This window comes from Halarchaeum sp. P4 (assembly GCF_051195175.1).
GTDB lineage: Archaea > Halobacteriota > Halobacteria > Halobacteriales > Halobacteriaceae > Halarchaeum.
Window position 1 is genome coordinate 101,252 of the sequence record NZ_JBNTKC010000003.1, and the last position, 26,381, is coordinate 127,632.

16 protein-coding genes and 1 CRISPR repeat array are annotated in these 26,381 nt (G+C 60.1%); of the genes, 9 read left to right on the forward strand and 7 right to left on the reverse strand.

What is annotated here, in order from left to right; translation table 11 throughout:
• Positions 1 to 19: 19 nt before the first annotated feature.
• Positions 20 to 2,887: a sacsin N-terminal ATP-binding-like domain-containing protein gene (locus ACQUS8_RS11630; protein ID WP_435101204.1), complete on the reverse strand. Its 2,868-nt coding sequence runs from the start codon at positions 2,885 to 2,887 to the stop codon at positions 20 to 22.
• 197 nt (positions 2,888 to 3,084) lie between these two features.
• Here ACQUS8_RS11630 and ACQUS8_RS11635 point away from each other — a divergent pair, with 197 nt between their 5' ends.
• Complete coding sequence (locus ACQUS8_RS11635) at positions 3,085 to 4,434, forward strand: hypothetical protein (protein ID WP_435101206.1); 1,350 nt, start codon at positions 3,085 to 3,087, stop codon at positions 4,432 to 4,434.
• Positions 4,435 to 4,775: 341 nt separating this feature from the next.
• Here the strand turns inward: ACQUS8_RS11635 and ACQUS8_RS11640 are convergent, their stop codons facing one another.
• Complete coding sequence (locus tag ACQUS8_RS11640) at positions 4,776 to 5,135, reverse strand: hypothetical protein (protein WP_435101208.1); 360 nt, start codon at positions 5,133 to 5,135, stop codon at positions 4,776 to 4,778.
• A gap of 247 nt (positions 5,136 to 5,382) precedes the next feature.
• Positions 5,383 to 6,402, reverse strand: a complete 1,020-nt coding sequence (locus ACQUS8_RS11645; protein ID WP_435101210.1) for a hypothetical protein — start codon at positions 6,400 to 6,402, stop codon at positions 5,383 to 5,385.
• A gap of 141 nt (positions 6,403 to 6,543) precedes the next feature.
• Here ACQUS8_RS11645 and ACQUS8_RS11650 point away from each other — a divergent pair, with 141 nt between their 5' ends.
• From ACQUS8_RS11650 to ACQUS8_RS11665, 4 genes are all read left to right on the forward strand, one after another.
• Positions 6,544 to 9,132: a PD-(D/E)XK nuclease family protein gene (locus ACQUS8_RS11650; protein WP_435101212.1), complete on the forward strand. Its 2,589-nt coding sequence runs from the start codon at positions 6,544 to 6,546 to the stop codon at positions 9,130 to 9,132.
• Complete coding sequence (locus ACQUS8_RS11655; RefSeq protein WP_435101214.1) at positions 9,129 to 11,981, forward strand: UvrD-helicase domain-containing protein; 2,853 nt, start codon at positions 9,129 to 9,131, stop codon at positions 11,979 to 11,981. Before ACQUS8_RS11650 ends, ACQUS8_RS11655 begins: the two co-directional genes overlap by 4 nt.
• Positions 11,982 to 12,128: 147 nt before the next feature.
• A CRISPR array of direct repeats spans positions 12,129 to 13,567; the repeat unit is 30 nt; unit sequence GCTTCAACCCGACTAGGGTTCGTCTGTAAC.
• A 352-nt stretch (positions 13,568 to 13,919) separates the two neighbouring features.
• Positions 13,920 to 16,013 (forward strand): KAP family P-loop NTPase fold protein, encoded by a 2,094-nt coding sequence (locus tag ACQUS8_RS11660; protein WP_435101216.1) that lies wholly within the window; start codon positions 13,920 to 13,922, stop codon positions 16,011 to 16,013.
• On the forward strand, positions 16,010 to 17,617 hold the full coding sequence (locus ACQUS8_RS11665; protein WP_435101218.1) for a hypothetical protein: 1,608 nt from the start codon (positions 16,010 to 16,012) through the stop codon (positions 17,615 to 17,617). Before ACQUS8_RS11660 ends, ACQUS8_RS11665 begins: the two co-directional genes overlap by 4 nt.
• Positions 17,618 to 17,820: 203 nt before the next feature.
• Here ACQUS8_RS11665 and ACQUS8_RS11670 read toward each other — a convergent pair whose 3' ends face one another.
• Positions 17,821 to 18,039 (reverse strand): hypothetical protein, encoded by a 219-nt coding sequence (locus ACQUS8_RS11670; RefSeq protein WP_435101220.1) that lies wholly within the window; start codon positions 18,037 to 18,039, stop codon positions 17,821 to 17,823.
• Between the two features lie 129 nt (positions 18,040 to 18,168).
• Here ACQUS8_RS11670 and ACQUS8_RS11675 point away from each other — a divergent pair, with 129 nt between their 5' ends.
• From ACQUS8_RS11675 to ACQUS8_RS11690, 4 genes are all read left to right on the forward strand, one after another.
• Positions 18,169 to 18,747 (forward strand): hypothetical protein, encoded by a 579-nt coding sequence (locus ACQUS8_RS11675; RefSeq protein WP_435101222.1) that lies wholly within the window; start codon positions 18,169 to 18,171, stop codon positions 18,745 to 18,747.
• 144 nt (positions 18,748 to 18,891) lie between these two features.
• A complete protein-coding gene (locus tag ACQUS8_RS11680; RefSeq protein ID WP_435101224.1) occupies positions 18,892 to 20,493 on the forward strand; it encodes an McrB family protein in 1,602 nt (533 codons plus the stop codon).
• Positions 20,494 to 20,497: 4 nt separating this feature from the next.
• Positions 20,498 to 21,772 carry an McrC family protein gene (locus tag ACQUS8_RS11685; RefSeq protein ID WP_435101226.1) on the forward strand — a complete coding sequence of 425 codons (1,275 nt, stop codon included), beginning with the start codon at positions 20,498 to 20,500 and terminating at the stop codon, positions 21,770 to 21,772.
• A gap of 77 nt (positions 21,773 to 21,849) precedes the next feature.
• Entirely contained in the window at positions 21,850 to 23,724 is a 1,875-nt protein-coding gene (locus ACQUS8_RS11690; protein ID WP_435101228.1) for an ATP-binding protein, read from the forward strand.
• Between the two features lie 95 nt (positions 23,725 to 23,819).
• On the opposite strand, the gene ACQUS8_RS11695 is transcribed toward ACQUS8_RS11690, so the two are convergent.
• The 3 genes from ACQUS8_RS11695 to ACQUS8_RS11705 all read right to left on the reverse strand — a co-directional run bounded on the left by ACQUS8_RS11695 (position 23,820) and on the right by ACQUS8_RS11705 (position 26,287).
• Positions 23,820 to 24,578, reverse strand: a complete 759-nt coding sequence (locus ACQUS8_RS11695; RefSeq protein WP_435101230.1) for an SDR family oxidoreductase — start codon at positions 24,576 to 24,578, stop codon at positions 23,820 to 23,822.
• 307 nt (positions 24,579 to 24,885) lie between these two features.
• Entirely contained in the window at positions 24,886 to 25,257 is a 372-nt protein-coding gene (locus ACQUS8_RS11700; RefSeq protein ID WP_435101232.1) for a hypothetical protein, read from the reverse strand.
• 178 nt (positions 25,258 to 25,435) lie between these two features.
• Positions 25,436 to 26,287 carry a translation initiation factor eIF-2B gene (locus tag ACQUS8_RS11705; protein WP_435101234.1) on the reverse strand — a complete coding sequence of 284 codons (852 nt, stop codon included), beginning with the start codon at positions 26,285 to 26,287 and terminating at the stop codon, positions 25,436 to 25,438.
• Positions 26,288 to 26,381: the final 94 nt, after the last annotated feature.

Consider the following 26,381-nt stretch of genomic DNA (forward strand, 5'->3'; position numbering starts at 1 on the left):
ATGCGCATCTGTAGCAAAATCAAAGCGGTACCTCGCTGTCAGTATTTGCAGGGTCAAAGCTCAGCTCGTCCTGCGCCTCCAGCACGTCAGCTACATCAGAGATATCTTGAATCTCGGTACTTTCGGGTCGTAGTGAGTTCTGAACCGAGATTACGTAGTATTCGTAGTCTCCTTCCTCGGCGCCAACAAGCTTCTTGAATTGCTTGCCATCTATATCGATATTCTGAACTCGGCCGACGCGTGATTTCACTTCGTAGAAATCACCACTCGCGTCTTTCAGATCCCATCCCTCCTGCTGTTGGTCCGAGTTATCGGCCTCAATTGTGGTTTCCCGCTCTTCAATCAGGTGTTCACGAGCGAACTCTTCGCCGATTTTTCCCGAGAGTTCCTTGTTTGCGTCTTCGTCTCTGACACCGAGCGACTTCTTGAGTAGCGTGCGCCAGTCTTCGGGATTGCCGTCAATAATCGTCGGATCGACAAAGCAGTACTTTTGTCCGCGCCTATCAGAGAATATCCTCCGATACTCCTCGGTAAGTATTTCGTAGGGATATTTGGGATTGAATTCCTCAGGGAAAAGGAGTCGTTCAGTCGCGACCCACTCATCATCGTCCCTTTGCGGTAGTGTAACAATTTCTAACCCGTCTATGTCTAGTTCTTCCTCGTTAGTCTCTTTCAGTCGTGACTTTAGATATCGAAGGACGGCCAACCTATCGCTCTCTGTCAGGGCAGACCAATTCTCAACCGACCATCGTTCGAGTGTCTCGCCAATCCTGTCCGGAGATGGATTCTCTTCTATCTCAGTCAGCAGTTCGTCCGCTGCACCACCGAGTTCTAACTCCTCCAGTAATTGCGAACTCGTCTCGTCTACAGTCGATTCATTTGCGTATGATTCCGCGATTCGCGTAGGTGAAATATCGCTGAGAGACCCGTTCGATGCTGCTTGAGCGAGCAGTTCTGATGTCGTCAACACCTCGGCACCCATCTCTTCGAACAGCCGTCTAATCACATGACCCCACTCGCCCGATAAAAGCGTAGCGTCAACTACCGGTTCATCCGTTAGTTCTTGAATCTCGTCCTCTATTCCCTCATACCCGCTCTCGGGTTGGAGTTTGACTTCACCCCACCGGCGCTTTGTTTCCGCACCTGCAGCAAGGTTGCTACCTTCTATCGGTACGATTTCGTTGGTGAAAGCGGATCGGATTTTGTTACCGGCAGTCACCTTCTCTGCCGCCTCCACAGCTGGCACGCTGTCCGTGAAGTCAAACCCAGCACACCTTATGAACGCTCGTCTGAACCAAGCTATTTCGCGGTCGGCCAAGGTATCAGCTGAGAGATCCTCAAGAATGTCCGTCAATTCAACCTCATCGGCATCGCCTTCAATGCGGTTGATGACAGCATGTTGTTCGGGGGTAATCGGCCAAGCTCCGATTTCATGGTGAATCGTCGCCGGCGCGAGGAGGTCCACGACATCGTCAGCGACGATTGCGGCGTTCTCCGGAGCTACGAGGCCGGGATTGACGTCTTCGCCGGGGTCGCCAGCCACTCTGAGTAAGGGCATTGACTGGAGTTCCTCAACGAATTCGGCCAGCAACCCGTTGTGAATCAGCCCCTCACTACCCCGTTCTTCAGGCACGGCATACTCAAGTTGACTGTTCCATGTCTCGTGGTTCGCAATCGCCTTCGCGACAGGATGCAATACTTGGCGCCTAAGCTCATCGACAACGCGTTTGTTCCACTGACTCTCCCGCCGAATATCCTCACGGTTGAGTGTCAAATCGAAGTCGGCGTGGACGACGAAGTCCAGGTTCGTTTCTCTGTATTGGTTAACCGGGAGGTAACTGAAGAGTGGACTCACCCTGATGGATCCGTCCGACCCACACAGATGCCCTTCCTCGTCAATCCTAAATGCGACAAAGAGATCGCTCTTGTCGATATCCTCACGAAACTGTGGGCGGTTAACGTCGTCTGGGGCCCAGACATTTCGGAAAAGAACATATCGCTCAGACTCCCCATCGTGGCGGAGCATCCTAGTCTCGACAGGTTGGTCAGGGAGAAGAGGTCCTTCGTCGTCCGCCGTTTCAACTGCCCCAATCTCAGATTCGTACAACTCGCGTGCTCGCCGAACATTCCCGTTAAGGTCAGTCGATCGCTCGCCACCGAGCGTCCGTTCAACGTCGCCCGAGGTACTCCGGACGAGCACCTGCTCTAGACTATCTAAGAACAAGAATACGGACGGCGAGAGATTGTCAGTTTTTAAGGCCTTCTTGATGCCAGCTGTCTCTGAGACGTCCCCGACAATCGTCGTTGTCGGCCCGTTTTCAAAACACTCGGGCGCGAATATTGGCCCATCCGGTGCAGCGTCTTCGCCAACCCACTGTGGACGGAGGAATCCAGGCACACCACTTTGGTCTGAATTCTCATCTTCTTCGGTAGTGTCAAATCCGAAGTGATAGCCCTTCGAGTGGACGTCAACACGGTCACATACCTCAAATAGAGACTTGAATCCAATTCCCATGAACCCGATTTGCTTATCACTCTGTTTTCGGGACCGCCCTTGTTGGCAGACAGCGATAACACCCTCTCGATTGAACCCTCGGCCGTCGTCAAACACTCGGAGTTCGCCCACTTTCTCGTCATATTCGAACAGAATCGTCGTCGCCTGCTCGTCGTCTGCGTTCTGTATCAATTCAAGAGGGAAGTGAGATTTCGAGAATCCACTACGGACAAATTCTCCACTCCCTCGAATCGTTCCCTTCGCAAGCCAACTCGTCTGGTTCTCATAGGCGTCTTTAAGCTCTATAATCTGATTGCGCTCGGAGAGTCGCTTAAGATCCTCGGCGGACGATGTCTTATCGGACGGCGCCATTGCCGAGACTGTCGAGACCATCGATGATTATTCTTTTCGTGATATGTTAGATCGATATCTCGAGCAAGGGTGAAGGTCGTTCAACTATCTCCCCACGCTTGAGGGCGTCCCGAAACGCCGGGAGGTCGTGCGACGGCTCGCAGACGTCGACGCCATCGACCGTGAGCAACTCGATGCCGCGGCACACGACATGCTCCAAGTGAGTGCGTTCCAAACCGATGGATAGAGACAGTCTCCTTGAGCAGCTCTCCGAGGACATCTTCGCCTACGTCATGCACGGGGCGTTCCCGGAGTCCGAACTGGCAGCGACGCTCAAACCAGATGCGCTCGACGAGCGTTTCACGGAGTATGAACTCCTCCTCGATCTCCACTTCATCCTCAAACCAGCGGTCATCGAGTTCATTGAGGAACTCCCACGACGCGTCCGCAGCCTCCAAACCGAGACCGAATCCGTCGCACGAACCCGCCGTGGGACGATCGATGGGAAGATCAACTGGAGCGCGACCATCAAACAACGCTACACGCAGAACCCCGGTGATCGTTCCGTCTTCGTCTGTGAGAATCGCACCGAGGACTACGACACCCCAGAAAACCTCGTCTTCAAACGCCTTATCGCGATCATCTACGAGACACTCCGTGAAGCTGACGACTACCTCAATCAGGACTACGAGTGGGTGCACGACCGCTGGAACCAATCCCTCATCAACAAGCTCTGGCGTGTCGTTGAGCAGAACGTCCATGTCCGCCGCATCCGCGACCCAAAGGCGTACGAGCCGACCGACCGCATGCTCAACACCGCCAGCGAATCACGCCACACAATCTATCGCGACGCCGCAGACCTTCTAGAGACACGGCGTCGGCTCCACGCCGGCGACCACGACGCCCTCCACACCCTCCTCGAAGAGACCACCATCACACCAGACGATGACGAAACCCTCCTCGAGCTCTTCGTCCTCTTCCGCTTCATCAACACCCTCGAAGACCTCCACGAAACAGACGCCACATTCGAAACCATCGCCACCGACCAACAAGAAATCGCACGCCTCGGCGGCCCCGATGAGGCAGAGCTCGTCGTCTACCACGACAACTCCGCCCGCGATCGCGGCCTCTCCTTCCGCCCCATCCCCGACACCGACAAGCCACACCTCTCCCGTATCGAAAAAGTCCACACCACCGGCCAAAACGTCGCCGACGCCTACTTCCACGACCGAAATTTCCAGACACACACTGGCCGCCCCGACATCATCGTCCTCGAACTCCGCCACAACGATGGCGACCGCGACTACCTCGTCACCGAAGTCAAGAACAGCACCCGCCCAAAGACCATTCGGCAAGGCATCAAAGAAACCCTCGAGTACCTCGCCTTCCTCGAACAAGACAACGAATACGTCTTCGGCGAATCACAGACTGAGGCCTACTTCGGTGACGGTTGGAACGGTCTCCTCGTCATCCAAGACCTCATCGAGGAAACGGCGTCGCTCGACGAACAAACCAACCAGGAGATCGCGATCCTCCAAGCCTCCGAGGTCGAGGACCAATTAGGGGACGTCCTCACAGAATTCCTCTAGACCAAGACGCTGAACATCTGAGGCCGCACAGACCAATGGTAGCTGGATAAGGCAATCTAAAGATGCCAAGGTCGCTTCGTTGGCACCATATCGTAGTTACTCTCTCAACTCAGAGCAACGTGGACTGACATCCAGAGTCGTGGAATCGCCGTTGCTGGTCTACCAACTATTGAGTCGCTTCGCGAGGGTCCTACTCCCCGTCTCCATCGCCCTCTGATTTCTCCGCGAACCCTTTGTACGTTTCACTAGGCTCATCATTGCTGAATGGAGAAGATTCACTATCTCCATCGTCTCCGTCAGACATAGTAGGTGGGTATGGGTGGGTCACTGTATAGATTGTGTTACAGTGTAGCTAGTATAGTCGTGCTAAGGAGTATCCAGACTATTGCTCCGCCTTCAATCACATAGATATAGTTGAGACGGTCCGCCTGTCGAGCTACCGAGTCCTTAGAGTCACGTATTGCCTTCGGATAGATTGTCCCGATAGCATGATCGAAGTAGTCATCTGCAGAGACATCCTTCTGGATGACTTCCTCAAAGCTATCCGCGTTCATACCTGCTCCAACCGCAGCACCTCGCATGAGGGAGAAACACCAGATAGAGACTCCGATTAAACCGAGAGCACCGAGAGCAGTAGAGATTACAATCAGCATAGGCGGGTTCGTGTTATAGAGTCCAGCTGAGAGAATCGTCAGTATCACTGCATTAAGTCGGATAATCTGATATGATCGTGTGTTTAACTCTTCGAGGGTATCTAATTGATTCCGTAGTACGAACCGAGCATCCTCCAAGATCTCACCATCCCCTTTCATCGTTGCTTTTCAGGAGTATCCCCCAATACCTTCAAACACGGGGAATACTGAGCTTTCAGCTGAACCCCGGCGATGCGTCGTTGGGGGTGCGTTGTCACTACTGGATTCCCGTACTATCAGGTACGCAATTAGCCCTCTACGCCTCAGGCGATGCGTAGTTGAGGTCGTCGCGTTCGTAGGTGTACGTCTTGATGTCGGCGTCCTCACAGTGCGTGGCGAGATCGACAGGCGCGACGTCTCCGTCGTCGAGTTGACCCTCGTAGACGACGCGAACAGTGGATTCTGTTGGCTCTGACTCGACGACGAGTGCGGTATCCGGGTCGTCATGATCAACCTTCAGGACGTAGTCGCCGGGTGTGAAGGGGTTCTCGGCGTGCTTGAGGTTCGTGTGCTTGTAGGTGTAGAGGGAGATCTGCTGGTCGTCACAGTAGGAGGCATAGAGTGCGGGATCGATCGTCCGCCACTCACCGGGACCGTCGTCGAGCGAGCTGGGGAAGGCGACACGGACGGCCTCACCCTCCATCTCGCCGCCAAAGGGGTTCGCGTCCTTCTCGGGCGGCAGGACTTCGACGACGACGCCCACGGATAGGTCGTCGTCGTCGGCGCGGACGACGCGATCGCCCGGCCGGAAGGGATTGGTCGGCTGCTGATTCATGTGGGCGGTATTCGGGCCAAGGTCGATGAGTTCGTTCATCGGCCGCGCGGCGAGATGGTCGAGTTTGGCCGGCGAGTCGCCAGCGTATGCACGCTCGGACTCAACCTTCGATGTGAGCGTGGCGAGACGCTCCCAGCCGAGGAGCATCAGGCTGTCCTCGTTGTCGCGGTGCCAGACCATCACGACGATGTCGTCGTCGGGGTCGCGCTCAATGAGCGCCTCGGGGAGGAACGCGGAGACGTCGCGCGACGTCTTCACGTCGACGGCATAGCTGAAGACCTCGAAATCGTGGCCGGCAAAACTCTCAGGGTTACAGCGCCGCAGGGCTTCCTCGTTAAGCCACTCCCACATCTCGACGGGGAGGAACTCGCGGCAGAACTGCTCGAACGCAAGCTCACCAAGGTTCCCGATCCGCTTCCCGTCGACGTCATCCGCGCCCTGCTTGACGGCCTGATGGTGCGCACGCGCCCGGTCGATGTCGTCTGGCGTATATCGATACACTACCTCTCAGGTTCGATTTGTTAGCGATAAGACTTGTGGACGTGTCGCCGTATCTGGGTTTGAGCGTTCTCGACGTCCGAGTCCGTACTCAATCAGTCACACTCTATGAACCTTTAATACCGGACAGCCCTCCTTCTCCACGTGTCATTTTCTCGGGCGAAGCGGATCGACGACCTCTACGAGGACGTCGCGGACTACGACCTCGTGGTGGTGCCGGACGCACCGCTGGCGAGCGCGCTGAATCGCCGTCTCGACCAGCCGCATCTCGGGTCGTTCGCGATTACGCCGCGCCGTCTCGCGGCGGGCCGTCGTGAGGAGGCGGAAGACCGCCTTGCGTTCCTTGAGCTCGTCGAGCAGACGGACCTTGACTGGAAGCGTGCCGCGCATGCGGTGGGGGACATTCTGCAGTGCTGGGAGCACCAGGGCGAACTGGCGGCGATTCTCGACTACGACGCCTACGTCGACGACGCGACACATACGGCAGTCGAGCACATTGCCGACCTCGACACGACGTCGCGACGCATCACCGACTACCAGATTGCGGAGACGCAGGACGTCGCTGTCGTCGGCTACGACCAACTCACCCAGTTGGAGCGTTCGATCCTCCCAGCGTCGTACGAGACGGTTAGCGTCTTCGACGAAACGGAGCCGTTCGAGCGGCCGCCGTTCCACGTCTTCGACTCCGCGACGGCAATCGTCGAGACAGTGGTTGAGGCGGTGAACGAGGAGACGGCCGACGACATCGCAATCGTCCTGGATCAGGGGAGCGAGTTCTCGGCACTCGTCGAGTCCGCACTCGAGGCGGATGCCGTCCCGTTCTTCGGCGGGCCGGGCTTCGCCGACGACCCGGACCACCGGACGTTCCTCCAGTTGCTCCGACTGGCCCACGGCGGGACGGACACGCGGGTCGGGGAGCTCCGGCCGCTCCTCGGCCGCCTCGATATCGCGCTCGACGTCGAGCACGACGAGAAGCGCCTGTACGAACTCGACGCACCGGAGCTCGAGTGGGTCGTCGACTTCTGCACACACCTCGCGGAACGGACGTTCGGCGAGGCACTCGATGCCTTCGAGGCGCAGACTGGACGGCAGTTGGAGGCGTTCCGCGACGAGCTGGCGACGCTCGGCATCGCGGACACGCGGGCGAGCGAACAGGCAGTTGATCGGCTGGCGTTCTACCTGCAGACCTATGAGGTGCCAGTTGAGCGCGAGAACGAGGGTGTGTTGCTTGCGGACGCGAAGTCGGCGGCGTACGTTGACCGCCCGGTCGTCTTCTACCTCGGCCTGGATGAGGGGTGGACGCAGTCGGCGCCACGACGGCCGTGGGTCGATCAGGACGCCCAGTACACGCGCAACATCGGCCAGTTCCAGCTGCTCCTGCAGAGCGGGGTGACGCAGTACTACCTCGTGCAGGACGCGCGCGGTGGATCACCGGTGACGCCGTGTCTCTACTTCGAGGACCTGCTTGAAGAGGAGTTCGAGCGCTTCACCGACCTCCCCTCGCAGACACACGCAGCCCAGAGTGCGCGGACGGGTGACGGCTTCAAACGGACGGCCGTCGACGTTACACCGGACGAGATTTCGACGCTCAGTCAGTCGAGTCTCGGGACGTACGTGAACTCGCCACGAGACTACTTCTTCAGCCGCCTCGTCGATGGCCCGGACAAAGAACACTTCACGGAGGGGAATCTGTTCCACGACTTCGCGGAGTTCTACGCCACCCATCCCGACTTCGTCGACGAGATGGTCATCGACGACGTCGTCGAATACCTCCTCGGGGAGACGCGGCCGTTCGTGCGCTCGGTGGATGAGGCGACACGCCGGACGCGGTATCGCGCCGGCATCGAGACAATCGTCGAGTTCCTCGACACACAGCCACCGACCGACGGCGTGTTCCTCACGTCGACGAGCGACTGGGGCGAGAACGAGTTCGCGGAGTACTTCGGGAAGCCTGTGGACTCACCCGTCACGGAGCGCTGGTTCGAGGACGACGATCTCGGTGTAAAGGGGAAGATCGACCTCGTGCACGCACCATCGCGTCTCGTCGACTACAAGAGCGGACGGCAGAAGAGCGCGTCACAGGTCGTCTCGAACGCCGCCATCGACCCGCCGAGCGACACCCCAGACTTCCAGGCGCTCCTCTATCTCACCTACTGGCGCTCACAGCACCCGACCGAGGAACTGGAGTTCACGTTCGTCCACTTCCTCGAGACGCTCGACGACGTCGTCACCGGTGACGCCGACCTCACGGACACGCTGACGACTGTCACCTACCACCCGACGTCGTTCGAGGCATACGCGCGCTCCCGAGAGTTTTTCGAGGATCTCGTCGAGGATGGGGCGAACAAGTGTCAGAAGACGCTCTCTCAGGTCGACTACGGAGAGTACGCGGCGGTCTTCGACACGGCCCCGTTTCCGGATACGGCTGACAGTGACGACCTCATCGACTCGGCGTTCGGCGAAGCGCTCACCAGACGGATGAAGTATCAGGTTGGCGACTACAAGTACGTTGAGACGGGCTGCAAGCAGGCGCTCCGACAGCTAGCACGCGTCCGCGGCCAGGCGTTCTTCGAAGACGACCTTGATGCATTCGAGGCATTCCTTGAAGAGCGCCTCGCGGAGGTGAATCGACGCCGCGCCGGCGACGAACGCTTCCCCATCAATGGCCTCGGCGGCGACCCGAACTATCGACGCGTCGACCACCGCGACCTTCTCTTAGAGGATGATCAATGACTGACTACGAGCCAAACGACGCCCAGCAGGAACTCATCGACAATACGGACGGCCTCTACCTCGTGGACGCCGGCGCCGGCACCGGGAAGACGTTCACGGTGACGCGCCGGTACGCGAACATCGTCTCCCAGCCGGCCACCACGCCGGACGACGTCCTGCTCGTGACGTTCACGAACAACGCGGCCGCCGAGATGAAAGAGCGCATCGTCAGACAGAGCCAGTACGGGATGCGCGACCTCGCGGACGCCCCCATCCAGACGTTCCACGCGCTCTGCAACAATCTGCTCGAAGAACACGGCCACGACGCACCGACATATCTCGGCATCGATGACCGCATCACGGACTCGACACGCATCATTGAGGACGACCTCGTTGAGGAAGCGCTCTTCGGGGCGTTCATCGACCGCTTCAGCGACGACCACCCCGAGTACGACGACATCTTTCGCGCACTCGACACCCCCACCGAACTACGCAGCCTCCTCAATCAACTTGCCGCGAAGGGCGTCTTCCCGGACGCCGAGGGCTGGTACCGCGACGGCGACCACCACCTCGATGGTGACTTCGCAGCGTTCAAACGCCAGTTCGACGAGCTGAACGAACCACGGAACGACGGACGCAAACAGTCACGCCTCCGCTCGAAACTCGGCCGCTACGGCCGGAACAAGACCTACCTCCCGGACGCCCCCACGAAGTCCGAGGTGCGCGGCAGCGGCAAGCAGGTGCCTGACGTCCTCGCACGCCACGCATTCGAGGAAGACCGGAGCGAACTGAAGGAGTTCGTCCACGACGTCTACTACGCCTACCTCGAGTTCGCCCTCCAGCGGAACTACCTCACCTTCGGGATGCTCCAGCTGTTCGCGTTCGTCCTGCTCTGTGAGAACCACGCACTCCGCGACACCGTCGCCTTCGAGTACGTGATGGTCGACGAGTTCCAGGACTCCAGCGAGATCCAGTTCAAGCTCGCGCTCCTGCTTGCGGGGACGGACAACCTCTGCGTCGTCGGCGACTGGAAGCAGAGCATCTACAGCTTCCAGTACGCGGACGTCGCGAATATCGTCGCGTTCGACGACCGCCTCGAGCGCTTCGCCGCCGAGCTGAACGACGACCACGAGCGCGTCGGCTTCCCCACACAGCCAGTCACCACCATCGAACTCGTGGAGAACTACCGCTCGACACAGGAGCTCCTCGACTTCTCCGAGCACAGTCTTCGTGTGCCGGCGACAAACCGTGACACCGTCGACCATGAGGCCCTCGAGGAGCGACTCGTCTCGCTCAACGCGAACGCCACCCACGAGAACACGACCATCGAGGCCATCCGGAGCGACGCCGAGGACGAAGCCGTCCTCGCAAAAGTGCACGAGATCGTCGGTAACGAGGAGTACGCCGTCGAGGGCGACGACGGTGACCTCCGCGCCCCCGACTACGGCGACATCGCCGTGGTCACGCGGACGCGCGATTTCGGCCGCGAGCTACTCGACACCGCCGATGAGTATGGCTTCCCGATGGCCTACGAGGGCGGTATCGAACTTTTCCGCACCGACCACGCGAAACTCCTGCTCGCGTGGCTCCGCATCCTCGAAACCGACGCCGAGCGCGGGTGGGCGGTCGTCCTCGAACGCGCCGGCTACACACTCGACGAAATCGACACCATCCTCGAGACTGACGCATATCCTGAGGAGATGGCGGCGTTCCGCGCGACCCTCAAGTCAATGGCGACGCTCGGCGGCATCGCACGCCGCGTGTTCACCCGCTACGGCTACGACGACCCGACCGCGGACGTCGTCCTCGACACGATTCAGGGCGTCCACGACGAGACACTCCAGACGCGCGGCGACCTCATCCGCTTCATCGAACGCGGTATCGAGGCCGGGAGCACCCACGACGTCCACGCCGGCGCGGGCACGAACGCCGTCACCGTCCAGACGATTCACGCCACGAAAGGCCTCGAGTACCCCATCGTCATCCTCGCAAACATGAACAGCGGCCGCTTCCCACCACATGGTGGAACCAGTGCCACCATCACCTACGACGACCCAATCGGCCTCCGCCAGCGGAAGGTCTTCTCCGAGAAGGCACACGGCATGGCGCACGTCTACGACAACTGGCACACCGACATCCTCCGTAAATGCCTCCCGCGGAACTACGACGAGGAGCGCCGCCTCCTCTATGTCGCCATCACGCGCGCCGAAAGCCACGTCGTCTTCTCAGCCGGCGACGACCCGAACACCTTCATCGAGGAACTCCCCGTCGACCTCACCGAATTCACACCCGACCTGTCAGAAACCGACGGCGGAGAGAGCGAACAGACTCCCCTCCACGTCGAGATGGCCGTCCAAGACGGCCCGCGGAGCCACACACCGCACACGCTCATGCGAGACACCGTCTTCGAGGACGTCGAGGATGGCCGTGGAACCGCGTTCGGCACGCGCGTCCACGAATTCGCCGAAGCATACGCCCGCGGCGACGACGTCACGCCACGGACCGACGACGAAACCCACGTCAAACAGTTCCTCGACGGACTCGACGGCGACGTCCTCATCGAGGAGGACGCCTACCTCCCGCTCTCCATCAACGACGAGCAGGTGACTATTTCAGGCGTCATCGACCTCATCCACATCACCGACAACCGCGTCGAAATCGTCGACTACAAGACCGACCTCGGACGTCACGGCGAACCCGAATACCGCAAACAGCTGAGCGTCTACTACCACGTCGTCGCCGACGCCTACCCGGACCACGACGTCTCAGCGAGCATCTTCTACACCGCAACCGGCGAGCAGCAGGACGTCGACCCACTCTCTCTAGAGGCGCTTCGACAGCTCGTCGCAGGTGCCGATTCAGCAGTCTAGAAACCAGAGCAGCGCTAGCAGCTCTATACCACTTCTACGGCCCGGAGATACCACACAAATGCACTTGGGTTGTGGACAGTGTTGAGAAGATCCCGGCGCCCGTCACGGATGCGCTGAGGGCGACCGGACGGCCATACTCACGGGGAAGTTTCAACCCGACTAGGGTTCGTCTGTAACGCGTATCGGGATACCGAGGCGAGCGAGAGGCTTCGAGCTTCAACCCGACTAGGGTTCGTCTGTAACCCATCCCCGAGATGGTCGCGCTCCTCGAGAGCGTCGACGGCTTCAACCCGACTAGGGTTCGTCTGTAACAAGGAAGTCGACTAACACAGTGTCGCCAACCTCAGGCTTCAACCCGACTAGGGTTCGTCTGTAACGGTCCCCTTGGTGTTCGCACTGACGTAGGACCGCACCGGCTTCTTGACGAGCTTCAACCCGACTAGGGTTCGTCTGTAACCCCAGTTGCGGAGTTTCTCGGTGAGTGTCCGCCGGTCGCTTCAACCCGACTAGGGTTCGTCTGTAACACGGCGAGCTGGCGGAGTGGTACGACGAGCGTGAGGAGCTTCAACCCGACTAGGGTTCGTCTGTAACAGGCGGCTCGAGGGTGATCCCCGATGCCTCACGCTGCTTCAACCCGACTAGGGTTCGTCTGTAACGAGATCCGGGCCGCTGACGGGACACACGTCCCGACTGCTTCAACCCGACTAGGGTTCGTCTGTAACGAGATCCGGGCCGCTGACGGGACACACGTCCCGACTGCTTCAACCCGACTAGGGTTCGTCTGTAACGAGATCCGGGCCGCTGACGGGACACACGTCCCGACTGCTTCAACCCGACTAGGGTTCGTCTGTAACGTTCCCCTTCGCATCGTCTCCCGTCGGGTACAGCAAGCTTCAACCCGACTAGGGTTCGTCTGTAACACGGCCTCCGCGGTCCCGAGCTCGGCATACGTCTCCCGCTTCAACCCGACTAGGGTTCGTCTGTAACGGCCGCCGCGGCCTTCGATTCCTTCTTCTGCCGGGCGTCGCTTCAACCCGACTAGGGTTCGTCTGTAACTCCGCGTCTCGATGCCGTGCTCGCGCATCCACGCGCGCTTCAACCCGACTAGGGTTCGTCTGTAACGACGTGAGCTCTTGCTCGCTCGTCGCGTCCGGCCGGCTTCAACCCGACTAGGGTTCGTCTGTAACGAGGTCGTGCTCGGCTGTGTCGCGGATGTCGACCGCGCTTCAACCCGACTAGGGTTCGTCTGTAACTGAGGTGGAGCAGACGACGGTCACGAACGACGAGTAGCTTCAACCCGACTAGGGTTCGTCTGTAACTTCGCTGTAGCCGAGGTCGTCGGTCCAGAATTCACCGCTTCAACCCGACTAGGGTTCGTCTGTAACGACCGGGATGTCGAGAGAGTCGCTATCGTCGCAGAGGCTTCAACCCGACTAGGGTTCGTCTGTAACCGTGGGCGGCGCACTCGTGGACGTCGACGCTCATCGAGCTTCAACCCGACTAGGGTTCGTCTGTAACCCATCCTCAAAACTGTCAATGGTCCTGCTACCGCCGCTGCTTCAACCCGACTAGGGTTCGTCTGTAACCATGGCCGATCTGGCAGCCACAGCGATGCTATTTCCCGAATCTACATCAGTATTTTCGTCGACCCGCAATTCCCGGTGAGCCCCCGGGGGGTCGACGACAGAGCAAGAGTGGAGTCGATACCGAGTCGCGTATCTACTCAGCTGTTCCTGGCTCTATGCCAGATCATACAGATCCAGTGCGGATACTCACAGCTGTAGGAGAAAGCACGTCTGCGCTATTCGATACTCCATCGACGATGATCAGTCCCGCTTCCGGCAGAGAAGTCTGCGTATTGGAGGTGGGTTTCTGACGTCGGGGCTGGGGCGATTGGATGGCGTAATTTTTTACCAGGGTGGTAGCAGTGTCTGGAGTGTGAGCGGGAGCGAGACTGAGGACTCCTCGGTACTCCTTCGTGAGCAGGAACTCGAAGATGTCGAGTCGGATGAATTCGGGCATACTGCCTACGTTGATACGTTAGAGCGGGTGCTCCACGAGGCGAATCCACCATGGCATATTGGATTGTTCGGGACGTGGGGGACGGGCAAATCCTCGATCGTGAATCTCCTCTACGATCGTATTGAGACGGGTGATCCAACCAGTCCAGCGCCGAACGCACCCTCATACGACTTCCAGGATACAGTCGCAGTCTCAATCAACGCATGGGAGCATAGTGGCGAGTCGATTCGGACGAGTCTCCTGCTTGATCTGAATCGCGATCTCGATCGGAAGATCGGCTCGGAGTCGTGGACGGACGGCGATGAGTGGGGGTTGTTGCCGTCCGAGAAGATCATGCGGACACTCTACGACGTCCAAGAGAAAGAAGACCGAGCGGAACACCGGACTCGCCGTGAGGCGTTTACCGCGGTTCTTCCCGAGCTCGCCGTAGGCTTCCTCGGCGTCCTCGTCTTGTTGGTCGTCGTCCCGCGATTCACGCCCGTCACCCCATTCGAGATCGGGATGGCGGCGCTCGCCGGCGGCTTATTTACGGTTGGCTATCGGTATCTCATCTCCGAATATCGCGACGAACGAGTCACCAAGCAGCGCCGCATGGTCAACCCCCGAAACGAATGGGCAGGGGCGTACGCAGACCTCTTCGAGGAGATCCTCACAGAAGCGCAGCAAAAATTCAACGCGGTCAACGAAACGGATGACGGTATCGAGCACTTCGTCATCACGATCGACGACCTTGATCGCTGTGAGAGTGCATCCGTCTACGAGACGCTCATCGCATTGAAGTCGTTCATGAAACACGACCACTGCACGTACATCATTCCATGCGATGAGGAAGCCCTCTATCGGCACGTCAAAGCTGCAGACTCCGGTGAATATCTGGATCAGCGAGAAAACCAACAGCATTTCCTCGCGAAGTTCTTCGAAACCCGTCTTCGCATCCCCGAAATTGAGGGTGACGTCCTTGAGACGTACGCGAAACAGCAGGCTGACGAACTCGATTCCGACGTCGCGCTGGACGATGCGATTATCGACGACGTCATCATGGCGTCGAACCCGTCAACGCCACGCCGCATCCTCCAGGCGATCAATAAGATCACCACGTATCGGATTCTCGCCGAGGCACGCGAGGAGTTCGACGCGATCGATACCGACGACGTCGAGGACATGAAATTCCTCGCGAAGATCCTCCTCCTCCAAGAGAACTATCCGGAGTTCTATGCGGCGCTTGAGCGCAACGAGATCGCACTCGAGTCACTCTATGCCGCACAGGCGGAATCCAGCGATAACGGCCGGGCAGCGATCTCAGAGCAGTTACACGACCTTGGGATCGACGAGAGTGTTCAAGACGACCTCATCGACTTCCTTGTCGCCACCCGAGAGATCGATCAGGATCCGGAACCATTCCTCCATCTTACCGGCTCGGAACTCTCCGCAGCAGAACGCTTCGAGAACGCCCTTGAGCAGGGCCGTCTTGATGACTTACGTGAGATGGCGGATGATGCCGATACTACGCTAGAGGGCGTCTTCGTGGAGACGATCGAGAAGGCGCTTGGGGACGAAGACACCCGCTATGAGGCGTTCCCGGTCATTCTCCAGATCCTCAACGCATTCGACCACGACACACATCAAGAATCGATTACGATGGCGCTCTATGCCGCGCTCGACGCCGAAGACCACACCGCACTCCTCGAAGGCATCGACCTGAACGACCTCGGACCCTGTATCGAACGCCTCAGTGACGGTCAGCAGACCGATCTACTCGGCTGGTACGTTGACGCTGCCGTCTCGGAAGCGAGTGTCTCCGATCAGAACCTCCGATCCCTCCTTAACATCGGTCCCAGAGAACTCGAGCAGTTATATGATGTTCGCGAGCAGTTCGCCACCAATCTCGCTGACGCGCTGGACGCCGGTACGATCACGAAACCGGAGTATGACGAAATCGTCAACCGCGTCTGCCGTGATTGCCCCCAGCTGTACAGCGAGCAACTCGTCCGTGAGGGTGTGATTCGATGACTGAGCAAGAAATCTTCCTCGTCCCAGCGAGCAACGACCAAGCATACGCGCATCTCACCGACACAGTCATCGAGGGCGTGCCACGCGAGGACGTCGAGAACGCACCCGGCAGTGACGACCCGGTTCACGTCTGGGGCGTCAAAGACCGAATTAACGAGCAACAGACCTTCGAGCGCGGCGACATCCTCCTCTTCTATACTGGCGAGAAGATGTATACGCAGGCGGCGGTCGTCCGCGACACCGATCACGACGAAGCCGTCGCACGCGATCTCTGGGGAATTGACGACACCGATGCCACACAAGATACCGACCCATGGCGGCACCTCATCTATCTCGACCCACCAATCGAGGTGGCGATCGAGGGTGAACAGATCGCGGACTTCGCAGACTACGGGATGGATTACGTTCTTGGCCTGCAACCACTCAACGAACAAGGCCATGACGCCATCGTCGAGACGTTCGGCAGCATCATTGAGTTCATCGCCGACGCCGCAGTTGACCGTGACCGCGACGACGTCCTCGCGCGCTCTCCCGTCCTTCGGGAGGTCGCCGACGAGCAGCCGACAGCCGAGACTGCCGACACACCGTCAACGACGGCGGGCTTTGCGGCGTCCGAGCGATGGGCAGACCGCTGCGACCAGCTCGTCTCGGTCTTCGATCGGACGACCCAAGTCGTGCTCACGGGCTCACCGCAGACAGTGAGCGTCGGCCAAGCACGACGGCTCGCCACCGCAGTACTCGACGACCACCCTCGAGATCCCGATGCGCGTATTCTCTCAGTCTCCATCGATGAAAGCACGACCTACGAGGATTTCGTCGAACGGCCAATCACCTCTCCGGACGCACCGACGAATGTGACGACGACGGACGGCCCGTTCAAGCGTGCCTGCCGACTGGCCGCTGCGGCGAAAAACGAGGCACGCCACGAAGACGAGCCGATTCCAGATTTCATGCTGCTCGTCGACACCACCGAGGCAAGTTCGCTCACCGACGTGCTCGGCCAGATCGCACACGTCCTGAAAACACGCCGTCGCGAACCGACAGTCCAACTCCCACACTCCGGGGAGACACTCACCGTCCCAGCAAACCTGAACATCCTCGTCGTCATCGAGCGGTCCGCCGACACACAACTCAGCCACTCACTTCGCCGCCACTTCAGAGTACTCGAACTCCCGCCGGACAGCCAACTCCTCAGCGAGATCTACGGCTATTCGACAGTCGATGACGCACACGCAGCACTCGACACCGACACCCCACCCATTCCGGCGCTGACGGTCGCGCTCCACGACATCCTCACTACCGACTCGAACAGCCCACTCGGACACGACCTCTTCATCGACTACGACGCGACAGCCAACACGCACGACGGCGACGAGCGCCCACATGGCCAATACACCGACGAGACGCTCTGCGACATCTGGCAGTACACCGTCCTCCCAGCACTCCGCGACACGCAAACCCCCCTCGACGACCACGCACACACCATCCTCACCGACATGTCACTCGGAACAATATCACCGACACCCAGCAGAATACAACAGCTCTTAGGAGACCTCTACGAGGCCGCAACCACCGATCGCTCTGAGTCCGCCCCCCACTCCTGAAGAACTACGGGTGTCGGCGGACTCCCGCTCTTCCGACACGAACGTATCGAACACCACATCACCGGTGTTCACAGCATCAGTGCCGACTTCAGAGTGTTCTGGCAGAACGCCCCCTCCCACCGGAGGCTTCTGCTTCCGCCCGAGAGTGCGCGTGAACCTCTGAGCGATAGCTCGCCACGGTGTAAAAGGCCGAGAAGCGGGGACTACGCCTCATCGCGGTTAGCGGCGATTGTCGAGTCCGGGACATCCGCGAGGTCCTCGATGATCTCTTCGGCACGCTTTGGGTATCTCTCGCGAATCTCCTCGGCCGTCATCTCCTCGACAGGCTTTGCCGAGTCTGTCGAGTCGCGTGGATCAGTCCAATGCCCACGGCCTTGCGTCAGATCAATCGAATCTGGAGAATCTGGCTCGTCCTCAGCCATATAGTGGCGTTGTGAACGCATCCGCAAAAACATTCGAGAAGACGACAAGATCGACCCCGATAGCGAGCTTCACGGACCAGCTACGCCACCCTCACAGCCATGGGAATTCCACGTCGAGACGGCGAATCAGTGAGCGACTGGCTTCAGGCCGTCGCGGAGACAGTCGACGTCGAAGAGCACGTTCTTCGCGCTGTCGCGAGCGAACTCACCGACGAACTCGCCCCACCGCCGGCAGAACGCGAAGCCAGCCTCGACGATGTCGTCTCAAGCATCTTCTACCGGACACGCTCAACTCCATTCGACAACGCACCACGGGGACAGGTCACCATGCAGTTCCCCGTCGATGGAACAATCGACATCCACTACGAGTATCACTGTACGAACCCCGCACATCCGGCACCAGACGGCATCACCACCAGCGGAGGTCGGAACTGGACAACCGTCACCCACACGATTACGACCCCGACCGGAGCCACACGCGACGTCCTTAACGACCTTGCCGCCAGTAACGAATCACGGCTGCTCGAACACGCAGTCGACGAGCCGCCGCTCCGACTGCGCTACGCGACGCCGCATGCGGCACTCCCAGCGATCAAGCGAATTCTCAGAGACGGATTCGCCATCTCTCCAGAAGAACTCGTCGACGTCACCGGCACATTCGCGAGCGAGTGGACAACCACCACGAGAGACTGGTCCGGAGACGACTGAGGAGACTGCGAGTGTGTCAGCGGCGTCGGATTCACGCCGGCCTGAAGGCCGGGATTCGCTCCTCGAAGAAAGATAGGAGGCGCAGGATTTGGGTTCGCGCTGGCAATCGTATCTCTTTAGGTGTGGGTTGCTGATGTGTGAGTAATGTCTGAGACCCGGATTTTTCTTGCACCGTGTTCAAATGCGGATGCTCAGGAACACCTCGAGCGAACCGTCCTGGAGGGTGTCTCGAAGGATACCTATGGTGCTCATACGCCGATTCGGTTTGGGGAGTCGGTGTCGGTCTGGGGTGGGAAGGATGGTGTTGAGGGGACGTGGCGGAAGGTCACAGCAGGGGACTACCTCTTCTACTATACGGGCAATAATCAGTATACGTACGCGGTCAAAGTACTCGGAACCGAGGAGAATGAGCCGCTGGCGAAGGAACTCTGGCCGGGGTTCGATGAGACGTGGAAGTATATCTTCTATCTCGACGACCCCATTGAGATCGACGTCGACTCAACCGTGCTGCATGAGTATGCGGGCTATGGGCGAGACTATCCACTGGGCTTACAGCCGCTGAACGACCAGGGGCTTGATGCGATTCGCGACGAGTATGGCTCCATCGACCAGTATGTCGCGGCGCACGCAGTCGACATCCGCCGTGAGGACGCAGCAATCGAGAAGTCGACAGCTGCGCGAACGCAGACAAAACTCCCCGAGCAAGCGACGGCGGCGTCACTGCCCGAGCCGGAGACTGTCGACAGTGAGCGGTTCGAGCGAGTTGCCCGTCAGCTCGAGACGAACAAACAAGTGGTGTTCTATGGGCCGCCCGGTACGGGGAAGACCTATACCGCCCAGCAGTTCGCGCGCTGGTGGATTCACCAACAAGATACTGCCACGCGTGATCGCGTTGAAACGGTCACGTTCCATCCTTCGTATGCCTACGAGGATTTCGTCGAAGGGTTGACCGCAGACGCGACTGATACTGGCGGCGTCGACTATCATATCGAGAAGGGGGTCTTCCGGCGGTTCTGCGAGCATGCACAGGATGCCTATAATGCGTGGCAGGCAGACGGCTCCGGTAACCCACCACGCTATGTCCTCATTATCGACGAAATCAACCGTGGTGATCTTGCGCAGATCTTCGGCGAACTCATCACACTCCTTGAGGCTGATAAGCGTGGGACGCTCACAGTCTCACTCACCCACTCGAATGATCCATTCACGATTCCGCCGAATCTCTACCTGATTGGGACGATGAACACCGCGGATCGCTCGATTTCGCTGGTTGATGCGGCGCTTCGCCGTCGCTTCCGCTTTCTCGATTTCCCACCCGAGTACGACACCCTCTACGACCACTATGGGTTCACAGATAGGGCCGCCGTCGAGCACGCCGCCCAAAGCGGGACATCACGCGAACGCCTGCAAGCGTGTTCGATCCTCGCCATCGAACAGATCAACCAGCAGATTCTCGACGCTCCAAACCTCGGGAAGGGCAAACAGATCGGCCACTCCTATCTCTTTGTCGACCCCGACGACACACGAGCACTTGTTGATGCGTGGCGGTACGAGATCCTCCCCTTGCTTGAGGAGTATTTCTTCGGGCAGTTCGATCGCCTGCAGAGCACCCTCTTCAGCGATGGTGGTGACGCGCTCATCAATTGGGAGACAGAGCAAATCCGTGAGTTCGACGCCACCACCCTCCGCGAGGAGCTCGCCGCCCTCACCGGCATCGACACACAGCGACCCCCAGTGGAGGACTGACCTGATGGCGGATAGTCAACCGCTACCCACGCGTCCCACGCCTGCGGGTGACGCTGACGTCATCGAACTCGGCGAGTGGGAGACCAGCGATCGCCATGTCACACTCACTGCCGCTGACCGTGCCCTCCTTGAGTCTGAGGTGAACAGTGACAAGACACGCCTACACGTCCACTATGACGAGGACGGACAGGCCTACTTTGAGGCACGGCAGTTCGTCGGCCTGATCGCTCTCCCCGACGGCCCCACGATTCAGATCACTCCAAAAGCTGCTGGCGGGAATCTCCTCCATCTCCTCCGATATAGTCAGGGTGTTGACTCGCAGCCCATCGAAGAAACGGCGTCACTCAAAAGCAGTGGGTCCTTCGTTGATGCGCTCGCCGCGCTCCTCACTCGGGAACTCACGGCACTCCGTCGGCGCGGCCTCCACAAAGAGTATCGCCGCCAGCAGGAGGCACGTGAGCATCTTCGTGGTCGACTGCACGTCCACCGACAACTGCAGCGTCAAGAACCGGTTGCGACGCGCTTCGAGTCAGACTATGACGCCCTCACCACAGACACGATCGCGAACCAGGCAATCCTCTACGCGACCACCCGCCTCGCGCAACTGGTCACGGATCCAGATCTTCAAGCGGACTTAGAGTGGCATCAATCCTGGCTGCAACAACAGATCACACTCACAGAGATTCAACCGGGTGACGTTGAGCGTGTGGAACTCTCCCGGCTAAACGACGACTACGCGGACATCCTCCAACTCATCAAACCCGTCCTCGAAGGACGGTTTGTCGAAAATCTCACCGTCGGCACCCAAGCCGCGTTCTCACTGCTCGTCAACATGAACACCGTCTTCGAGCAGGTCGTCGAACGCGCCGTCACCGACCTCGCCGCCGAGCACACCAACTGGAGCGCCGCCGGCCAAGTCCGCACGACGAACCTCATCCACGGCACCCCACAAGTGCGAATGTACCCCGACTTCCTCATCACGCAGGATGACACTCCACTCATCGTCGGGGACGCCAAATGGAAGACCGGCTCACCGAAAAACGCCGACATCTACCAGCTCGTCGCCTACACCCTCGCCCACGACACCCCCGGCCTCCTCGTCTACCCCGCCCAGAATGGCAGCGTCACAACCACCTACGAAGTCGACAATCAATACCCACTCCACCTCATCGAACTCCCCACCAACTACAACGCAGACACCTACACCGACTTCACCACTAACCTCACAGACACACTCCACACCGCAATCCAGAGTGCAAAATCAACGGTGAATGGTTAGACGGGGTTTAGCCTTGCAGCTTCTATGGTTTTCTAGGTCCCAAGACATATTCCGATCTATGCTGTACGTACTGGAAAGTGCCTGGACCGACGGATCAGTCGCCGACGAGGGAGATTCTCACGCTCCTCGATGGCCCGCCCTACGAGCCGTTTACGGCACGGGAGGTTGCCGACCGGATCGGCCGCCCGCTCGACACAGTCAGGGAGGAGCTGAATCACCTCGTCGGCCAGGAGGTTCTCCGGACGAAGGAGATTGATGGGCACGAACCGGTATGGTGGTTAGCTCGGCGTGAAGGAGTGGACGGCGGCGGGGCCGGACCCGCCCACTCGGCCAGCAACGGCTCCGATGACCGGGACGGCGCGCCCGACCAGCGGCTACTCGATCAGCACCGCCAGCTCGCTCAATTCGTCACCCGAATCGACATCACGGACGACGTAGACGAGATCTTGCGACAGATCACCGTCGAGGCCCGTGAGTTGGTCGGTGCGCACCAATCCGTGACGAGCCGAACGCTCAATCAGGACTGGGAACAGGCGATCAACGAAGTGTCCCTGTCGGACAAATACGACGGCTACCAGGAGTACGACACCGAGCCCGACGGCAGCGGCATCTATTCGGTGGTGTGCGAGCGCAACGAGCCGATGCGCATGACGCAGGCGGAACTGGAGTCCCACCCGAGCTGGAACGACTTCGGCGACGATACGGACGAGCATCCACCCATGGACGGCTGGCTGGCGGTCCCGATTATCGGTCCGGATGACGAGAACCGGGGGCTCATCCAACTCTCGGACAAGTATCACGGCGAGTTCACCGAAGCGGACGAAGCAATTCTCACTCAACTGGCCAACGTCGCGTCCGCGGCGATCGAGAACGCCCGGCTCTACGCCGAGTTGCACGAATCGGAGGAGCGCTACCGGACGCTCGTCGAGAACTTCCCGGACGGCGCGGTCACCCTGTACGACGACGACCTCCGGTACATCGCGGCCGGCGGCGATAACGTTCAGCGGATCGGCGAGACCGCCGACAGCCTGACGGGGCGGGACCTCGAGGACGCCCTCCCGGAAGAGCTGGCATCCCAGTTGATACCCCACTATCGGACGGCGATCGAGGAGGAGGAACAACAGTCGTTCGTGGCCGAGTACGACGACACCTACTACTTGTTCCGCGCGGTCCCCGTGCGCGACGAGGAAGGCGACGTGTACGCCGGGATGGGGATCTCACAGGACATCACCGAGCGCCAGGAGTACCGGCGTCGACTCGAGGAGTCGAACAGACGCCTCGAGCAGTTCGCTCACGCCGCCTCACACGACCTTCAGGAACCGCTGCGGATGGTCTCGAGCTACCTTCGGCTCCTCGAGAGCAGGTACGACGACGAACTCGACGAGGACGCCCAGGAGTTCATCGACTTCGCAGTCGACGGGGCCGACCGGATGCGCACGATGGTCGACGCCCTCCTCGAATACTCGCGGGTCGAGAGCCGGGGCGACCCCTTCGAGCCGGTCGACCTGAACGCCGTTCTCGCGGACGTCCGCGAGGACCTCCAGGTCAAACTCGCGGAGAGTGACGCCGAACTCACTGTCGCGGAACTCCCGTGCGTCAGGGGCGACGCCGATCAACTCCGCCAAGTGTCACAGAACCTGCTGGAGAACGCCATCAAGTACAGCGGCGACGAGCCGCCCCGCATTCACGTCGACGCCGAGCGAGCCGGGACGGAGTGGGTCGTCTCGGTGCACGACGAGGGCATCGGCATCGAGCCGGACTACACCGACCAGATCTTCCAGGTGTTCGAGCAACTCCACACGAGCGACGATTACTCGGGGACTGGAATGGGGCTCGCCCTCTGTGAGCGGATCGTCGAGCGTCACGGCGGGAGCATCTGGGTCGAGTCAGAACCGGGCGACGGGTCGATGGTCTCCTTCACGCTCCCCGCCGGAGACGACTGTGACTCGTAACCTCCCGTTCTGACGCACGTCGCGCCGGGCAACGGTATGCACGCCTACACGAGTAGCCGGTCGGGTCCACGACGCCGAGAAAAGCGGTGGCCGTGCTAGAGCGCCATGTAGCCGCCGTCGACTGGGTATGCGTTTCCGGTGATGAACGAGGCTTCCGCGGAGGAGAGCCAGACGACGGCGTTGGCGATCTCCTCGGGGGTGCCCATCCGGCCGAGCGGTTGCATGCCGACGAACTGCTCGATTGCCTCCGGGTTCTTCTCCCGGGACTGTTCGACCATCGGGGTCTCGATGACGCCCGGGCAGACGGCGTTGACGCGGACGTCCGCGTCGGCGTATTCCGTGGCGGCGACGCGCGTCAGCCCGATGACGCCGTGCTTGCTGGCGGAGTACGGGGTGGAGCCGGCCGCCGAGAGGCCCGCGATTGACGACGTGTTGACGATGGCGCCGCCGCCGTTCTGTGCCATCACGTCCAGTTCGTGCTTCAGGCAGAGCCAGACGCCCTTGAGGTTGATGTCGATGACTCGGTTCCAGTTCTCGAGGGACTGCTCGGCCATTGGCGCGTTGTCGCCCTCGATACCGGCGTTGTTGTGCGCGACGTCGAGGCTACCGTAGGTGTCGACCGTGGTCTCGACCATCGATTCGACCGAGTCGGGGTCGCTGACGTCGACTTCGACGAACGTCGCGTCACCGCCGTCGGCCTCGATCTGTTCGACGGTTTCGGCGCCGCCGTCGGTGTCGATGTCGGCGACGACGACGTTCGCGCCTTCGGCTGCGAACCGCTTCGCCGTCTGTCGGCCGATCCCGGAACCGCCGCCGGTCACGAGTGCCGTCTCGTCGGTGAGCTCGTATCCCATACTAAATTTTGATTTGTATAATAATGTAAAATTATAGGCTGACGGTCAGTCGAGAGTCAGCGTCAGGTCTCAGGTCACGTCAGGAGACACTCCGAGGGGAGCATATCGACGGGCGGGACGCGGGTCGGCCCTGGCCAGCACAAATGCAGTCTCCTGGAAGCAGGCTGTAGCGCCCACCGCACACGCTGCCAGTTCTACTGAGCGGGATCCACCGGACGGGACGTGGTTGCTGATGTCGTGGTCGTCCGCGCGTCCCCCTGACGCGGCGTTCACCCAGGTCTTCCACGGCGTCTGTCGCGTATACGCGCTAGTCGAGTTGTTCGAGCTGCTGGCGGCACGTGTCGGCGAACGAGGCGAGCGGGAGGTCGGCGTCCGAGTCGACGCTGACGAACAGGCCGGAGAAGCCGTCTTGGATGTAGTGGAACGCCGTGACCTCGTCGAAGCGATGCATCGAGCAGTGGAGGTCGCCGGCGCCGAACATCTGTTCGAGGTGGGCACGGCCGAGCTCCTGGATGATGAGTTCCTCGTGAACCTGGTCGGCGATCGCGTCGATACGTGGTTCGACGTCCTCGCGGACGTAGAGAACCTCGTAGTCATCGCGGTCGTACTCCGCGATAGTTCGAACGGCGCCCCGCCCGTCATCTCGAATCCTCGAAACGACTCTGTCATCAGCAACCATGGCGTTCGGTTCTGTGTCCAGACAATCCTTCAACCCACCGGTGAATTCTTCGAATGAATTCTCCCTATTGACATATTCTGTGGCGGGGGACTCCCCCTCGAACGGTGGAGTGGCTGCTCGCCACGACCACCGGATTCGTGGCCACGCGGTGGTTCGTCGGCGTCAGTTGCACTCGGCCTCAGAACTCCATCGCGCCGTCCTCGGTGACGACGGTGTCGATGAGGTCGGTCGGCGTCTCGTCGTAGCTCGGGTTGAGTGCGGAGAAGCCGTCCGGCGGTTCGCGGAGCACTTCTGCGGGTGAGCGGAGCGTGTTCTCGAAGACGAAGCCGTTCCCGATGAACTTCATCGACGACCCGACGACGGTCACGGGGACGTCGTGGTAGTCGGCGGCGGCGATGATGGGGAAGGTGCCGACGCGGTTGTAGACGACGTCGTCGACGAGGCAGTTCATGCCGACGAGGACGCGGTCGCAGTCGGGGAGGCAGTAGCCGGCAGCGCCGTCGACGATGACGGTCACGTCGATGGCGTCGTGGTCGGCGAACTGGCGTGCGGTTCGGCGCCCGAGGAAGCGCGGTCGGGCTTCGGTGACGTAGAGGTCGAGCTCCAACCCTCGGTCGAGGGCGTGTTCGAGCGTCGCGATGACGGTCGATGAGCTTTCGTGGGTGAGGACGGTGTCGCCATCGTCAAGGAACGTGGCGGCTTCCGCGGCCGCTCGGTCCTTGCTCGTCTGCACGTCCTCGACGACGTCGCGGATAGTCGTCTGGAGGCGGTCCTTCATCTCCTCGACGTCCGCGGGCTCGGGGTCCGAGACCCGTTCGAGGATGCGCTTCTGCGTCGTGTGCAGGAGAGTGTGCGAGGAGTTCGCGCGTCTGAGTGCGTTGCTGTTGCGTTCGAGCGACCGGAGGGCTTCCTCGACCGTGTAGTGGTCGCGGTGAAGCAGGTCCTCAAGCGCGTTCGCGGCCTTGACCGCGACGACCGACGCGCTCTGGGTCCGCATCTCCTCGATGTCCTGTACCGCCTCATCAATCATGTAGGAACGTCTTGCGGCCACCGTTAAGGATGTTGTCCCATCGCGGACGCGAGGACCGTCGTCCTGCCGTGTCTCTCTCGCACGGGCCGGCGTC

What these genes read in the sequence shown, in the direction of transcription:
- ACQUS8_RS11630 (WP_435101204.1), bottom strand. Translation starts at nt 2,887, where the DNA reads ATGGTCTCGACAGTCTCGGCAATGGCGCCGTCCGATAAGACATCGTCC.
- ACQUS8_RS11635 (WP_435101206.1), top strand. Translation starts at nt 3,085, where the DNA reads ATGGATAGAGACAGTCTCCTTGAGCAGCTCTCCGAGGACATCTTCGCC.
- ACQUS8_RS11655 (WP_435101214.1), top strand. Translation starts at nt 9,129, where the DNA reads ATGACTGACTACGAGCCAAACGACGCCCAGCAGGAACTCATCGACAAT.
- ACQUS8_RS11665 (WP_435101218.1), top strand. Translation starts at nt 16,010, where the DNA reads ATGACTGAGCAAGAAATCTTCCTCGTCCCAGCGAGCAACGACCAAGCA.
- ACQUS8_RS11670 (WP_435101220.1), bottom strand. Translation starts at nt 18,039, where the DNA reads ATGGCTGAGGACGAGCCAGATTCTCCAGATTCGATTGATCTGACGCAA.
- ACQUS8_RS11680 (WP_435101224.1), top strand. Translation starts at nt 18,892, where the DNA reads ATGTCTGAGACCCGGATTTTTCTTGCACCGTGTTCAAATGCGGATGCT.
- ACQUS8_RS11685 (WP_435101226.1), top strand. Translation starts at nt 20,498, where the DNA reads ATGGCGGATAGTCAACCGCTACCCACGCGTCCCACGCCTGCGGGTGAC.
- ACQUS8_RS11695 (WP_435101230.1), bottom strand. Translation starts at nt 24,578, where the DNA reads ATGGGATACGAGCTCACCGACGAGACGGCACTCGTGACCGGCGGCGGT.
- ACQUS8_RS11700 (WP_435101232.1), bottom strand. Translation starts at nt 25,257, where the DNA reads ATGGTTGCTGATGACAGAGTCGTTTCGAGGATTCGAGATGACGGGCGG.
- ACQUS8_RS11705 (WP_435101234.1), bottom strand. Translation starts at nt 26,287, where the DNA reads ATGATTGATGAGGCGGTACAGGACATCGAGGAGATGCGGACCCAGAGC.